Genomic DNA, 12,552 nt, shown 5'->3' with positions numbered 1-12,552 from the left:
ATCTGCCTTGCGGAAAAAACCTGCCATGCCCGGCAATTTTGGATCAGGCTTTATGAAAAAGCTATATCTCAGTGAAGAAACGTAGCCTTGAATGCGGGATGGCCATTGAAACTTCTTACTCAATTTATAGTTGTCGCCTCAATTCTATTTGCACAATCAAGCTGTGCAGAAGGCACTCGGTTTGGTCGCCTTGAAGGGTCATACCTTATCGCCAACATGGAAAGAGAGGAAATCTGGTCAGCCGAGTTCAATGAGGCATTTATCAAGTACACCTGCTTAGAGTGCGCTTCTCCGGTCACAGCTCTCTTGGAAACCATCAAGCCTTACACGTCTGAACACTATGGAAGTTTGACCGAAAGGTATCTTTCAGAACGCAAGATTTATTGCGCGGAATTGGTAGTAAGCGGCGCCGGTCAATGCCTGAAAACACGTCCAGCACGTATGCGTGGAGGTTCTTTGTCAGGATTTGCCTCTGAGCAAGACATTGCAAGTCAGCGAGAAATCGAAATCGTGTTCTTTTACCATGAACGAGAGTTTGGCCCTGAACTAATCCGAACCAAGATTTTGCTCGAAGATGGTGCAATCTTACCAATTGATGCCCTGGGAATGTTTCGAGAGCATATGGCAAAGCTTACAATATTCTGGTGATCGAACAGTTTGCGTAGCTTATAAGTCAGGGCTCTTAGAAGCCAAACCCGAACTCACTTCAGCTGACTGTCCTTCGACCCCCGCCGATTGACGCCGCCGCGCGCTTTGAACGCGCCATCGCGTTCCTGCTGGCACTCAAGGCACAGCTTCACGCCCGGCAAAGCAACGCGGCGTTTTTCAGGGATCGTCTCTTCGCATTCGGCGCAATGGGTCAGGCTTTCACCAACAGGCCGCTTTTGCGCCTGCATCCGCGCCAACTCATCCGAAATCGACGCTTCGATCTGTTCGTTTACTGCGCCGTCGCGCGCCCAGCCTCCGGCCATGGGTCATCTCCTGCTAAACGTACGCAAAAGGATAGCCGAGCCCGCGCGCAAAGGGCAAGTTACAGCGAAACTGCACCCGCGAACACACGATCAATCACCTCTTGCGTCCCCCGAGAAAACTCCAGCGGACAGGGATACTCTACCCCTTCCCTGACCGAGCGGCAGAAGGCCTCGACCTGAAGCTTGTAATGGTCCGCTCCGGGGAATCGGGTAACCAGTACCTCAAGCCCCGGGCGATGCAACTCGACCCGGGCTTCACCAAACACACGCGCATTAAACGGTGTTGTCAGGCGGATCAGGCCATTGTCCCCGTGAAACACCATTTCCTGATGGGGATGCATCCGAATGGACACGTAGCTTGAGTAGGTAAAACCGGGGAACTGCGCGCGAATTTCGGTGAAGATGTCGATTTCATCCTGCCAACGGATGGCTGACTGTATCGCCACAGGTTCCTGCCCCGTAGCAAACCGGGCGCCGCCGATCACGTAAACACCGATGTCACGCAATCCGCCGCCGCCCGTTTCAGCACGGTTTCGAATATTCTGGGTATCTGCCCGATTGTCGAAGCTGAACGCCCCGGTTACATGCACCAGATTTCCGATTGCGCCATCCGCAATCAGTTTGCGTGCCAATTGCCATTGGGGGTGGTGCACGATCATATACGCCTCGGCAGCAAGCAGGCCGCTTTCGTCGCGCTTTTGGATCAATGCGTCAAACTCATCCGCCTTCATTGTCATTGGCTTTTCGCAGAGCACATGTTTGCCGGCATCCAGCGCTTTCAGGCTCCATTCCACATGAAGGTGGTTCGGCAGTGGAATGTAGACCGCGTCGATACCGGGGTCTGCCAACAGCGCATCATAGCTGTCGAACATGTTCAGGTCGGGACAGAAAGACAAAAAAGGTTCAGCCTTTACCGCATCCGACGTCGCCAGCGCAGCCAATCGCGCCCCGTTGGAGGCATGTATCGCCGGTGCCATGTATTCACGCGCGAATTTCGCGGCTCCCAACACGCCAAACTGAACCGGTTTTTGCATAACGCTCTCCATAGATGTTCGAACCCCAAAGGGTTCGTTCCCCTGCGAGGTCCGCAGGATCGACCTGTCACACCGTCATCGAAATGAAACGCGTCTTTGCCCTACCATAGCTTTGACCCTGCGGCCATTCTTTTGGCTTCACAGTCAGGATAGCGGCCTCAGACGATCAACTGGTAATGAGTCGTCAGGATGCGCCGGGCATGTGCGCGTAGAGGAGGTTTCTTCGCACAAATGCAAAAAACCAGCCCGCAGCTATTGCAGCAGGCTGGTATCGTGGTCAGCTGACACCCAGCATCCCTTTTTCACGCGCAAGATCCCGCATTTTCCTTTGCAGTTTCTCGAACGCGCGAACTTCGATCTGTCGGATCCGCTCGCGGCTGACATTATATTGGGCGCTGAGGTCCTCCAGCGTCACCGGCTGATCCAGCAACCTGCGCTGAGTCAGGATATCCTTTTCACGGTCGTTCAACACGTCAAGCGCCGCAGCCAGCAACTCGCGACGCGCTTCCAGCTCATCGCGCGCCTCATAATCTCCGGCCTGGTCGGCATCTTCATCCTCAAGCCAATCCTGCCATTGCATCGTGCCTTCGCCTTCGGACCCGACCGTGGCGTTCAGAGACGCGTCCCCGCCGGACATGCGGCGGTTCATGCTGATCACTTCCTCTTCGGTCACACCCAGATCATTGGCGATTTGCGCGACATTTTCCGGACGCAAGTCGCCCTCTTCCAGGGCGCCGATGCGCGCTTTGGCTTTGCGCAGGTTAAAGAACAGCTTTTTCTGCGCCGAGGTTGTGCCCAGTTTAACCAGCGACCACGACCGCAGGATATATTCCTGAATCGAGGCGCGAATCCACCACATGGCATATGTGGCCAGACGGAAGCCTTTTTCAGGGTCAAAACGTTTGACCGCCTGCATCAGGCCCACATTGGCTTCGGAAATCACTTCGGCTTGCGGCAAACCGTAGCCGCGATATCCCATGGCAATCTTGGCCGCCAGCCGCAGGTGCGATGTCACCATCTTATGCGCGGCTTCTGTGTCCTGCTCTTCGACCCAGCGCTTGGCCAGCATATATTCTTCTTCCGGCTCAAGCAGGGGAAACTTGCGAATCTCCTGCATATAGCGGTTCAGGCCGCCCTCGGGCGTCGGCGCGGGGAGATTTGCGTAATTTGCCATTATGATGTCCCTCCGACAAATGTTTAAGTCTTTAACATAGGATATGGGTAAAGAACCCATCCTGTTCAAGAGGTGCTGCTAACAGTCTGAAATTAATCTTTCATGAAGGAAAGATAAGAAACTCTTACTCACAGGACTTTGCTTATTGTGTCAGCGGCGCGCGAAGCGCGGCAATCAGGTTCTCCATGTCTTGCGGCAGTTCGGCCTCAAACCGCAGGTGTTCGCCCGTCACCGGGTGCTCGAACCCCAATACGGCGGCGTGAAGCGCCTGCCGGGGAAAGTCGTACACGCATTCGGCAGCGGCGGGCGTAAACGCCCTGGTGGCCAGTTTCCGCTTGCCACCATAGATCGGATCCCCGACAAGCCCATGCCCGGCATGGGTCATATGAACACGGATCTGGTGCGTTCGCCCGGTCTCGAGCCAGCATTCGATCAGAGCAAGACCAGCAGGCGTGCCAAATGTTTCAACTACCCGCGTGCGTGTCACCGCGTGACGCCCGCCATGAAACAACACCGCCTGCCTTTGGCGGTCGGTCTTGTGCCGCGCAAGCTGGGTGGTCACACGCATGATGTTTCCCGGCTCAAAGCTCACCCCTTTGACGCCTCGCAGACGGGGATCACTTGCATCCGGAACCCCGTAACACACAGCGCGGTAATAGCGTTCGACACTATGTGCTGCGAATTGTTCGGCCAGCCCGTGATGTGCGGCGTCTGATTTGGCGACCACCAGAAGACCGCTGGTTTCCTTGTCGATCCGGTGAACGATACCGGGGCGTTTCACCCCCCCAACACCTGACAAAGCCTCACCGCAATGGTGTAGCAAAGCGTTGACCAGCGTACCCCCGGGCGAGCCCGGCGCGGGGTGCACCACCATGCCTGCTGGCTTGTTGACGACGATCACGTCTGCGTCTTCGAAAACAACTTCAAGCGGGATGTCTTCTGCGCCGATGTGGCTGTCTTCAGCCTCGGCCACAGTTATGACGACCTGCGCCCCTTCGGACACTTTGGCCTTTGGGTCCTGCATCCGGGTTCCGTCGATCCGAACTGCGCCATCCTCGATCAGGCGCGCCAGCCGCGTGCGCGACAGGTTTTCACCGTCTGGCACATCCCGCGAAAGCGCCTTATCAAGGCGAGGCGGCGGATCGGCCGCGATCTGAAACTCAATCTGGCGGGTGCCCATGACTGTCCCTTCCGAACCCCAAGAACCGCAGGAAACCCCGCAGCTGCGATTGCTGCGGCGGATGGTCATGCTGCTGACCGCGGTGATGATTGGCGGGGTTCTAGTGACATTCGCCCTGATTGTCATCCGCCTATCGGACCGCACACCCACCTTGCCGGATCAGATCGACTTACCCGATGGTGCGCGGGCACAGGCCCTGACCATCGGGTCCAACTGGTATGCGGTCGTGACCGACGACAACCGCGTCCTGATCTTTGACAAGACGACAGGAAAGCTGCGTCAGGAAATCGCCGTCGAGTAACCGGATCAGTTCGGGAACAGACGGGTACCGACCCAGGCCTCACCCATCTGCACATCCAGTTCGGGCGTACGCATCTTACGTTTTCCGCCAAACGGGCAGAGCGTGATTTCGCCCAGATAAATCTTGTCGCCAATTACATAGAGGTCCACCCGCGCAAATTCGACACGTTGCCCGACGGCTTCGGCGATTGCGACCATATCGTCAAACACCTTTGGCTTGGGCTCGGTGTCATCGCTTGTCTGGAAATACAGCTCTTTCGGGATGAAGTTGAAATCCCGGTCGTGGATCATCTGCACATGTCCCCGAGAGCGGTCCCGGTCGACCTGAACAATCTGGACCTTTCCGGCGACAACCCAGAATTTCCAATCGATGTTGTCCTGACCTTCAGCCGCCAGATCCTCTTCAAGGAAATAGCGCGTTTCAATCGTGGAATACCACCATTCTGCCACCCAAAACCCGTGGGGAATGGGTTTATTGTTCCAATTGGCAAGCTTTTCCTGGGCCAGGTTGCGGTCTTCTGTGTTCATGGGCCAGGTGACCCTATGGTTTTGCCCCTGCCCGTTATTGCATTTGAGCCAATAGCTGCCCGGCTCGAGGTCGAGGTCTTCCGGCAACTCAGGCGAAGATGAGACCCAATAGCGCTTCACCGGTGTAACAAGGTTCCTGGCTGGTTCCGGGATATAGTTCTCCGCCGTCAATCTGTCTGCCGGCGACACTTCAGGCATCTCGCCAAACATCTTCATGACCAGGAGTTTTTCTGTAAGCGTCTTCGGCGCACTCAAGTCTGGCAAACGGCGGTGCGCTTCAGAAAACTTAAAGATAGATAGCATCAGCGCATTCAGACGCGCCGGGTCGTTGGCAAAGTGGTCCCAACCACGCAGAAAGCCGTCGCGCGACTGATCCTGTGCTCTGTAAAGACCAAGATTTTGGATTTTATCCAACTCGAGCTGCGCGAATTTGAGGTACTCTTCGCGTTCGGATAACAAAGCAACGGACATCAATCCGCCAGTCGCTGCACTGATCTCTTCTTTCGTCGTCGTTAAGTCAGGAAGCACATCGGGGAAACTAACAGGCTTCGGCGCCCTTCTGCCGCCACGTGGCAGTGGTGCGTCGGTGGGTCTGATCCCCAAGCTGCGCAGCCTGCGGTCCAGAAATGAATAACGTTTTACACCCTTTGCAATCCACCAACGCATCCGCCGCCCCCATAGATGGACGGCTAGCGTTTCATCCTTGAGGTACTTATCGCGAAATTCCCGTGCATGAATGTCGTTCGCCTGACCCGTTTGCCGAAACGGCAAAGGGTAAAAGACCGGAGGTGGACTGGCATGCCCTATCTCGCCATGATGCTGTAAAAACCATGTCATGACCTCTGGTCCATAAACACTGTGCGCCTGATCCGAGGCATGAGGCAACTCACCAGCCTTTTTCAGGCGTTCCAGCTTTTCGCGTTCCTCACCTTCTACCCACGGGCGGATCGGGAATGGATCAAGGCTGTATTCCGTATATGCCTTCAAAGCAGGGCTATCGGATGGCAACCGCATGATCGCGTTGCAAATCGTGGTGCGATTGAAGAAACCAAACACGTGATCCGCTTTCGGGATAGGCTTCAAAGCAACGACATCTGTGTCGCACCAGAGGAAATCGGTTTTTTGCATCAGTTGCAGCCTGAATATGTCAGACTGCGGGACCGGTGTTTTGAACTGGTTGTTCATGATGAACTGCTGCGGTTCGTGAATCTCGTTCGCCGAAACCAGTTCGATACCTTCGGGTACGTTTTCGATCTCGCCATAGTGGAACAGCACGACCCTGTGTCCGTTCGCAACAAAGGACAAAAGGCACATCTGTTCCAGAAAACTGAGAGGACCTTCCAACCAGAGCATTCCGATTGTAGGAAGAGTGCTTTCCGCAGCCATATGCTGTTTCTCCGAAGGCAAGTCTTTCAGGACTCGGGCAGATTTTCGCTAGAGGACGGTTGAGTGTCCGCCGAAAGGCGCGCGTGCAATCCGCGGTCTTTTGCAACAAATTCTACAGCCGGCTTATTAACAAGCGTCTGGTAAAGCGCGTTGTATTCTGGCTGTTTGAGAAGGTCCTCGATCAACGCCTTGTGCCACAGGAATGCTTTTCGGTGCAGCCGTGCAAGCCGTTCATCGGACTGAAATTCTGCCATCACCGCGTCAACGTCCTCCTTGTACCTGAGGATTGTCTCATCCGTCGCGCCACCCCTGTTCCAGCGGTCCCAGTATTCCGTTCCCAGCGTCTGCGAGGAGTGGTTGGCCCGCCCACGGCTGCGCTTGGCTAAATAGGCTTGTGTGGAGCGGACCGCGTAATGATTGATCTGTGCAATCTCAAATCCAAAAGGCGGTGCAACATGGTTCCCAAAGGGTGCGGGTTCTTTCGCGTGCCCCCCGGGAACAGACCGGAATACACCTGCCTGAAACTCGGACTTGGGATGCGGGTTGTGCATACCATAGCGGAGATAGACTTCACCCTGCCGGAAAAGCGATTTGACGAACCGGCGCCCCGCCCCGCCCTGCTCATACTTCAACTCACCATCGAAAAACTGCTGCGTCACTGGCGCGTCGCGCAACACATGGCGACCGCTGTTCGAGAATATCTTCCATGGAATGGAAATGACATCCACGCCCGGTGTGGCCTCGATCAGGTCGTCCACCTTATGGTTTCCGACATGAATATTCAGAAACTCATCCGCATCGCAGACATAGACCCATTTGGCTTCTTTCACGACGGGCAAACGGCGGGCCTGCCTCAGAGCTGATCTGTGAATCCCGCCCGTTCCAACGCGGTTCCTGTGAAACTCAACATGACCCAGGGCCTCAAGACGGCGCAAAATTCTGTTCGTACCGTCCGTGCAATCGTTGGTGTAAACAATGATCCTGTCGAAACCCAAAACTTTATGATGAGCCACCCATTCCAGAATGTACGGGCCCTCATTTTTCATCGCAGAGATGAGGATTTTTTCAGGCTTGTTCATCACTGCCATTCACCCCAGACGCTTAGTCGCCCTGTTTCTTGCTGTCATCTTGCGGGGTGATTTTTTCAATAGCGATCTGCGCACCAGCAATTGCCCGGATACGCAATTCACGGGGGTGTTTGCCCAGAAACTCGTTGACGGCCCGGATCACTCCGTCGCCCCACCACCCCCGGCGGTGGTAATCATCAAACGCCATGATCCCACCCGATTTGATCTTGGGAAACAACGCCTCTAGGTCCGCAGTAACACCTTCGTAAGAATGATCCCCATCGACATAGGCAAATGAAATGCTCTCATCGTCAAAAAGCTTTAATGCTGGCACCGAGAAATCGCGAATAATGCCAACCTTGCCCTCCTCGATCTCTTTTTCGAAAGACGTGACGACCTTCTGGAAGATGGCTTCCATCTTTTCGTCTTCGGTCCTGCCGACAAACGCCGTTGTATGCGATTCCTCGCCAATATGTTTCCAGGGGTCGATCAGAAACAACTGACTGGGTTCAAGCAACTTCAGGATTGTCGGAGAAAACTCGCCCTGCCAGACACCGATCTCAACAGCCACCCCACCCTTGGGAAGGCGCGTCAGGAACGTACGTCGGATCGCGTCTTTTGTATTCTTGCGTTTGGTTGCCTTGTCTGCGTTCGGTTTATTCTGGCTGCCGGGAACAGCACCGATCACTCTGGGTTCGTTTGACATCTCGACCTCACTTGCAGACGGGTATTGATTTCTCGCGAAACCCGTTTTGTTTATTGGGCAATGGCTAACATGTCGTTGCTTCAAGAACCAGAAGCTATGTGTCGTTTTTGGAAAGTGGTGGCAACTTGTCGATACCAAGCCACGGAGGCTCGAGGCTTGTAACCCGATAGTCACTCGCTTTACTCGCAAGAAAACGGTTGATAGCCGAAGACATGCCGGAATAAGACCCTTTGCCCCGCCTGTAGGATGTAAAGGCGATGCTTCCGCCCGGAGCCAGAACCCTGTCGATCCGGTTCAACAGCTGCAACATGACACGCTCGGCCCGAACCCCGCGTATGATCACGACACCAACGCTTTGATCTTCAAACAGCTTCAGCATCAAAGGCGGCAGCGCCCGGTAGACCCTCAGACGCCCAGCGACGATCGGTTCACGGAAGTACTCCAGCAATGCATAGAAGGTGCGATCCAGGGCCTGAAGTTTAGGATCTTGCGTTGTATCCTTGCAGGCGAACGTATCCCACGACAGCCCCCATGGCCCGATGATCGTCAATTGCGCAACTGCATCCAATGCAAGTATTTCTTCTACGATTTCGGTCTCGACATGCCCGATCAAAACCCAGTTCTTCTTGCCGCTGATTGACCTCAAGAACCGCTGTCGCTGCTCTTTCGTTCTTTCAACCTCCGGAGACACTGGCGGCAGGAAAGATGAGTCCTTCGGATCGAACGGCAAGTCCACCTGTTTTGCATCAGTGATTAATGCATGCTGCGCCGCCGCTTCTTCGTACTCCATGGCCGTTCCCAGGGAATCCAGCCGGGTAAACCAGGGGTAGTTATTGGGTCTTGAGTTTTCAGATTTGGACATCTTGCCCAAACGCGTCCATTTCGCAACTTGCGCGAAAGAAACTTCGGGGTCTTTGTAGGTCTCCGCAACAAAGGAAAGATCGCCTTCTTCCATCACGCCCAGATCCAGCGCCTTTATATATCGCCCCCCGGCAAAATTCTTGTACCGAGTTATGAATCCCTGTGCGGCCTCTGTTTCACGTATCTCCGAGATACGGCGCTTGTGATAAGCAACAGCTTTTTCGTGCAAGTCTCCCAGAACACGATCCGCACGTAGTTCATCATACGATTTTCCAAGGCGGTCCAATTTGGAAAGGATCGATAATTCTTCAACTTTGTTGAAGCAATGCATGTGCCAATAGGCTTGTCCCGTTGCCTCCATCTTGGGATGAAACGCGGTTGTGTTTACATCCCCCCGCAGCCGCTTCATCAGATAACTCTCGATGGATCGGACGGCATAGTGGTTCATCCTGAAAAACTGCTGCCCAAAGGCCGCGCCAGTAGTGGAATGGGACCAACCATTTCGCCGCATTGCAGGTGGCAAGGGATCTCCGTCACCATCAATCCATGCAAAGCTTTCGGCCTTACCGGCGATTGGGCCACGCGGACGGTGTGTGTTGATTGCCCGATAAGACCCGTTGTTTCTGACAAGCGATTTGAAGGCACGCACATTCTGCGGCGTCACCACCCCCAACTCTGCTGCAGATGTGAATTGTTCGATCACAAACTTGTCTTCAAACTCGACAATCCCATTGTGTCCGAACATCTGCCATATCGCGGCAAAGCCATCTGCATGTGGAAAGGTGCGAAACAGATCGTCCAGCGTACCGTCCCCAACACGGATATCGAGAAATTCGTCGACATCACAAACCAGAATCCACTCGGCTTCAGCGTACCAGGGATGTTCCATAGCGTTCGCATAGGCCGACGCCTGCGGCCCATGCTTCCAGGGACCGGGGTTATCGATATGCGCCAGAAAACCCAGTTCCTCGCATCTTTTCAAAATCGCGTCAGTGCTGTCGGAGCAGTCATTCGAGTTAACGATGAAATGCGTAAACCCGATCGAAAGGTAATACGCGATCCATTCAAGGATGAACGGCCCCTCGTCTTTCATCGTTGATATGACAAGTCTCATCGCACCTACCCGCAACCATGGCCCGCAAATTCAGGACGAAGGGAAAAATCGCATCATTGCAGAGGCATGGCGCGCTTCCCGACACATGGCTTAGTTACGGGCCACGGATTTGCAATGCAAGTGAACAGACAAGAACGGCAAAGTCAGCTTCGCATAAGCTGATCCGCACTTCACAGGATACGAAAAGATTTGGTGCGGTCGAGAAGACTCGAACTTCCACGGGTGTTACCCCACAGCGACCTCAACGCTGCGCGTCTACCAATTCCGCCACGACCGCACTGCCTGTGACTTGGTAGAGCGGCGTATAGACGTTGGCGCACGCGATGTGAAGAGGCAAAAACACACTGGTTTAAAAACCTTCGCAGCAGTCCTATCTAAGCCGGTGATCAACACAGTTTCGATCTGACAGGAGCCGCAGATGACCTCGCCCGATACCCGCGCCATCATCCAAATCGATATCGTGTCAGACGTCGTGTGCCCGTGGTGCATAGTCGGGTTTCGCCAGCTTGACGTGGCATTGAAACAGCAGGGCATCCAGGCCCAAATTCGCTGGCACCCGTTCGAATTGAACCCGAACATGCCGCCTGAAGGGCAGAACCTGCGGGAACACATCACGGAGAAATATGGCTCGACCCCCGAACAGAGCCAGCAGGCACGTGACAGGCTAACGGCGATCGGAGCAGAACTGGGGTTCACCTTCAACTTTCACGAAGACAGTCGGATCGTGAATACAATCAAGGCGCATCAGTTGCTGGATTGGGCCGAATGTCAGGGCCAGCAACACCAATTGAAGCTTGCGCTTTTCGACGCATATTTCACACGGCAACAGGATGTGTCCGACGTTGAGGCTCTGTTGCAGGCCGTCACGTCTGCCGGGCTGAACCCTGATGCTGCACGTCAGGTGCTTGAGACCGGCGAACACATCGCCTTGGTGCGAGAGAAACAGCAATTCTGGACCAGCAGGGGTATTTCAGGTGTGCCGTCCATGGTGTTTGGCGGAAAATACCTGCTGACCGGCGCGCAAGGGGTCGATACCTATTCCCGGGTGCTGCAACAGTGTTTGACCGAAGCGGCCTGACCCCTCTTCCCCTGCCCGCTACGGACGGATATGAGGCCGCCATGGAATGGAAAATCACCGATGGTCTGACCAGTTATGACGAAGCGACCGCCTTTATGGAGGCACGCGTCGCCGGGATTGCACGCGGCGACGCGGAGGAGTGCATCTGGTTACTGGAACACCCGCCGCTTTATACGGCAGGCACGTCAGCTAAGGTAGAAGACCTGACCGATCCTGACCGCTTTCCGGTTTATGCAAGCAAACGGGGCGGCGAGTACACCTATCACGGCCCCGGTCAGCGTGTGGCCTATGTCATGCTGGATCTGAACAAGCGCGGGCGCGACGTGCGCCAATTCGTGAAGCAGTTGGAAAACTGGGTGATATCGGCACTTGCCGAATTCAACGTGCATGGCGAAATACGCGACGGGCGCGTTGGTGTCTGGGTGCGGCGCGACGACAAACCGCTGACGGTGACCGGCAAACCGGCAGAGGACAAGATCGCGGCAATTGGCCTGCGTTTACGCAAATGGGTCAGCTTTCACGGTATTTCGATCAATGTCGAACCGGATCTGGAGCATTTCTCGGGCATTGTTCCCTGCGGGATCAGCGAATATGGCGTGACTTCATTGGTGGATCTGGGGCTTCCGGTCACCATGAATGATCTCGATGCGGCCTTGAAGAAAACCTTCGCGGGCGTGTTTGGTGCCTCTGATTTCTGATTCTGCCTTGGCAGAGAATCAGCTTCCGCTGCGCTTGGATACAACAATATGCATGTGCGGAAGGCTCTGTTTCCGAAACACGTCGCAATTTACCAAGAACCATTCAGTTTTACGTTATTCTTTAGGCAAGTTTTAATTCTCTAGGATACACCGGTGTTGTTAACGAGTAATATGAAACTGCCAATCAAGAGTGAGTGGTATGTTAAACCGGTGATCAAGGGCTCGCCCTCGAAATCCGAGAAGTGTTTGGTTACGAGTCTGCCGTTCCGACCCCAAATCGGAACGGCAATTCATTTCCCCCCTTCACGCTGAAACCCGTGCTCAAGCCGCAATGGTCGGGGGCAGGCGATTTCTGCGTTGTCCAGCTATGGATCCACATGGCCTGTCCCAAGGAGGGGTTTCGGGTTTTCTTGTCTCCGGTCGCGGCGACATGCACGGGCGGATGCGGGTAATTG

General features: G+C 54.7%; 12 protein-coding genes and 1 tRNA gene. 4 read left to right on the top strand and 9 right to left on the bottom strand.

The features are described 5' to 3' along the window. Positions 1 to 105 precede the first annotated feature (105 nt). Positions 106 to 648 carry a hypothetical protein gene (locus AC2FLU_RS06680; protein WP_496808588.1) on the top strand — a complete coding sequence of 181 codons (543 nt, stop codon included), beginning with the start codon at positions 106 to 108 and terminating at the stop codon, positions 646 to 648. Between the two features lie 53 nt (positions 649 to 701). On the opposite strand, the gene AC2FLU_RS06675 is transcribed toward AC2FLU_RS06680, so the two are convergent. The 4 genes from AC2FLU_RS06675 to AC2FLU_RS06660 form a co-directional block, all read right to left on the bottom strand. After that, entirely contained in the window at positions 702 to 971 is a 270-nt protein-coding gene (locus AC2FLU_RS06675) for a DksA/TraR family C4-type zinc finger protein (protein WP_480476600.1), read from the bottom strand. Positions 972 to 1,030: 59 nt separating this feature from the next. Continuing rightward, positions 1,031 to 2,005, bottom strand: coding sequence for a Gfo/Idh/MocA family protein (locus AC2FLU_RS06670; RefSeq protein WP_480554715.1), 975 nt, complete (start codon positions 2,003 to 2,005; stop codon positions 1,031 to 1,033). 277 nt (positions 2,006 to 2,282) lie between these two features. Beyond that, positions 2,283 to 3,179 carry an RNA polymerase sigma factor RpoH gene (gene rpoH / locus AC2FLU_RS06665; protein ID WP_480476596.1) on the bottom strand — a complete coding sequence of 299 codons (897 nt, stop codon included), beginning with the start codon at positions 3,177 to 3,179 and terminating at the stop codon, positions 2,283 to 2,285. Between the two features lie 142 nt (positions 3,180 to 3,321). Then, complete coding sequence (locus AC2FLU_RS06660; RefSeq protein WP_480624346.1) at positions 3,322 to 4,359, bottom strand: RluA family pseudouridine synthase; 1,038 nt, start codon at positions 4,357 to 4,359, stop codon at positions 3,322 to 3,324. On the opposite strand from AC2FLU_RS06660, the gene AC2FLU_RS06655 reads away from it, so the two are divergent. After that, on the top strand, positions 4,358 to 4,660 hold the full coding sequence (locus tag AC2FLU_RS06655) for a DUF6476 family protein (RefSeq protein WP_480493405.1): 303 nt from the start codon (positions 4,358 to 4,360) through the stop codon (positions 4,658 to 4,660). The two genes, AC2FLU_RS06660 and AC2FLU_RS06655, sit on opposite strands and share 2 nt — an antisense overlap. Positions 4,661 to 4,665: 5 nt before the next feature. Here the strand turns inward: AC2FLU_RS06655 and AC2FLU_RS06650 are convergent, their stop codons facing one another. The 5 genes from AC2FLU_RS06650 to AC2FLU_RS06630 form a co-directional block, all read right to left on the bottom strand. Then, complete coding sequence (locus tag AC2FLU_RS06650) at positions 4,666 to 6,573, bottom strand: ATP-grasp fold amidoligase family protein (RefSeq protein WP_496808589.1); 1,908 nt, start codon at positions 6,571 to 6,573, stop codon at positions 4,666 to 4,668. Between the two features lie 26 nt (positions 6,574 to 6,599). Next, on the bottom strand, positions 6,600 to 7,652 hold the full coding sequence (locus AC2FLU_RS06645; RefSeq protein WP_496808590.1) for a glycosyltransferase family 2 protein: 1,053 nt from the start codon (positions 7,650 to 7,652) through the stop codon (positions 6,600 to 6,602). A 22-nt stretch (positions 7,653 to 7,674) separates the two neighbouring features. Next, on the bottom strand, positions 7,675 to 8,346 hold the full coding sequence (locus AC2FLU_RS06640) for a class I SAM-dependent methyltransferase (protein WP_480476586.1): 672 nt from the start codon (positions 8,344 to 8,346) through the stop codon (positions 7,675 to 7,677). 94 nt (positions 8,347 to 8,440) lie between these two features. After that, positions 8,441 to 10,321 (bottom strand): glycosyltransferase family 2 protein, encoded by a 1,881-nt coding sequence (locus tag AC2FLU_RS06635; RefSeq protein ID WP_496811917.1) that lies wholly within the window; start codon positions 10,319 to 10,321, stop codon positions 8,441 to 8,443. 190 nt (positions 10,322 to 10,511) lie between these two features. Then, a tRNA-Leu gene (locus AC2FLU_RS06630) sits at positions 10,512 to 10,598 on the bottom strand. Between the two features lie 141 nt (positions 10,599 to 10,739). Here AC2FLU_RS06630 and AC2FLU_RS06625 point away from each other — a divergent pair. Both AC2FLU_RS06625 and lipB read left to right on the top strand, forming a co-directional pair. Next, the gene (locus AC2FLU_RS06625) at positions 10,740 to 11,399 is read left to right on the top strand and encodes a DsbA family oxidoreductase (RefSeq protein WP_496811916.1); all 660 of its coding nucleotides are present in this window, start codon (positions 10,740 to 10,742) and stop codon (positions 11,397 to 11,399) included. 41 nt (positions 11,400 to 11,440) lie between these two features. Next, positions 11,441 to 12,097, top strand: coding sequence for a lipoyl(octanoyl) transferase LipB (gene lipB, locus AC2FLU_RS06620; RefSeq protein ID WP_496811915.1), 657 nt, complete (start codon positions 11,441 to 11,443; stop codon positions 12,095 to 12,097). The last annotated feature ends 455 nt before the right edge of the window (positions 12,098 to 12,552 follow it).

The organism is Ruegeria sp. SAZD013, assembly GCF_059612525.1.
Note: the sequence above shows the minus strand (reverse complement) of the source record. Positions and strands in the feature narration are given on the sequence as shown.